This window comes from Stenotrophomonas sp. 05L44_2 (assembly GCF_056665995.1).
Genome location: NZ_JBFTNR010000723.1, coordinates 1 through 2,098 on the forward strand (window position 1 = coordinate 1; position 2,098 = coordinate 2,098).

General features: G+C 66.8%; 2 protein-coding genes and 1 pseudogene. 2 read left to right on the forward strand and 1 reads right to left on the reverse strand.

Annotation, left to right across the window (positions count from 1 at the left end):
- Positions 1–470 (reverse strand): peptide deformylase (gene def / locus AC1VAN_RS19800; RefSeq protein ID WP_480986535.1); only part of this gene is annotated, 470 nt, incomplete at its 3' end.
- Positions 471–598: 128 nt separating this feature from the next.
- Between def and AC1VAN_RS19805 the strand changes: the two genes are divergently transcribed.
- Positions 599–1,726 (forward strand): LysM peptidoglycan-binding domain-containing protein, encoded by a 1,128-nt coding sequence (locus tag AC1VAN_RS19805; RefSeq protein WP_480986536.1) that lies wholly within the window; start codon positions 599–601, stop codon positions 1,724–1,726.
- A gap of 132 nt (positions 1,727–1,858) precedes the next feature.
- Positions 1,859–2,098 (forward strand): annotated as a pseudogene (locus tag AC1VAN_RS19810) (DNA-processing protein DprA); the annotation flags it as partial.

Consider the following 2,098-nt stretch of genomic DNA (forward strand, 5'->3'; position numbering starts at 1 on the left):
ATCTCGCGCTTCAGCGGCGACAGGTAATCGATGAACAGCTTGCCGTCCAGATGGTCCATCTCGTGCTGCACGCAGACCGCCAGCAGGCCGTCGGTGGTCAACTCCTGCGGCTGCCCCTGGCGATCCAGGAACTTGACGGTGATGGTGTCGGCACGGGTSACGTCGGCRAAGATGCCMGGCACCGACAGGCARCCTTCCTGGTASACCTGGCCSCCSTCSTTGGCGACGATYTCCGGGTTGATGAASACSCGCGGSKYGTYCTTYTCTTCRCTSACGTCGATGACCATGAAGCGCTGGTGCACGTCCACCTGGCTGGCAGCCAGGCCGATGCCCGGGGCGTCGTACATGGTCTCGAACATGTTGTCGAGCAGCTCCTGGAACGCCGGCGTGGTCACTTCGGCGGCATCGATCAACGCAGCCTTGGTACGCAGGCGCGGATCGGGGAACTCAAGGATGGGGAGTAAAGCCATGGCAGTTTCCGGGGTTGGGGCCGGGGTACGCCGGCATACGTCGCAGATTCTAGCTCCAACGCTTGCCTTGCGCCCCGGTTTCTGGACTATAGTGCGCGAACCTGTTGGGGAATCAGGGCTTCACACCTATGTTGCTTCGTTTTCGTACGGTCGTCGCCGCGGCGATGCTGACCGTGGCTGCCTATGCTACCGCCGTGGAAGTGAATGGCGGGCACCCGGACACCTATGTGGTCCGCAAAGGGGACACCCTGTGGGACATCGCAGGACGATTCCTGCAGAAACCATGGCTGTGGCCGGAGATATGGCAGGCCAATCCGCAGGTCGCCAATCCACACCTGATCTATCCCGGTGACGTCCTCAGCCTGGCCTACCTGGACCGCGTGACGGCCCAGCCCGGCCCGCGCCAGGAAGCCCCGGTAACCGGCGTGCCGCTGGCCCAGGTCGAGCCGTTCCTGAAGCAGCTCAGCGTGGTCGACAGCATCGAACAGCTGCCCTATGTGGTCGGCCTGGAAGACAACCGCCTGCGCGCCACCGGTGGGCAGACCGCCTATGTGCGCCTGGCCGACGCCCAGGTCGGGCAGCGCTGGGCCGTGGTCCGCCCGACCGTGCGCTACGCCCAGCCCAAGCCCACCGAGGACCTGACCGCCAACGGCGACGTCACCCCGGGCAGCGGCAATCTCTGGAAGGCCTTCAGCGCGCCCAACCACCGCCGCGGCGTGCTGGGTTACGAGCTGGCACAGGTCGGCACCRGCACCATCACCCAGGTGGCCGGCGGCAAGACCGAAGCGTCGACCCTGGCGCTGGACAACGCCAGCGGCGGCCGTGAAGTACGTGCAGGCGACCGCCTGGTGCCGGTCGAGGCCACGCCGTACGACCTGCAGTTCTTCCCGCATGTGCCCGCAGCCGGCGTGGAAGGCGTGGATGTACGCGTGCTGGCAGTCACCGATATGTTCACTACCGGCGGCCCGCGCGATGTGATCGCGATTTCCGCTGGTCGCGCCCAGGGCGTGGACAACGGCACCGTGTTCTCGCTGTGGCGCCATGGCAGCCACGTGGCGCACCGGATGAAGTTCCCGGGGTCCTCTCGCATGGACGACTCGATCAGCACCGGCGCCGGCCGGGTCAGCCTGCCGGATGAGTACGCCGCGCATGCCATGGTCTTCCGCACCTTCGACAACGTCAGCTATGCGTTGGTGATGCAGGGTGTGAAGCCGGTGCGTGTGGGCTACAGCGCGCTGCATCCGGACGCGAAATGATCCGGCGCCGGGCCCCGCCCGGCCTCGGCAGGGAGTGCCGGCCGCATCGGCCGGCAACCTCCGGGATACCCTGACAGCAATACGCGAAGGCGCCCTAGGGCGCCTTTGTTGCGTGAGGCCGATAGTCGGGGGATGACTGAGCATGGACATGAGGCGCTGCTGCGCCTGTTGATCGCGGCTGGTTCCCTGGCACCCAGGCGCGCGCTGCTGCAGACCACCGGCAATGCGGATGCAGCGTTGGCGCTCGGTGTTGCAGGCTGGCGGGCCCACGGCTGCACACCGGAACAATGCGCTGCGCTGGAGCGTCCCGACACCCGCGCCCTCGCGCTGGCGCAGCGCTGGCTGCAGCAGCCTGATCATCATCTGCTGGCC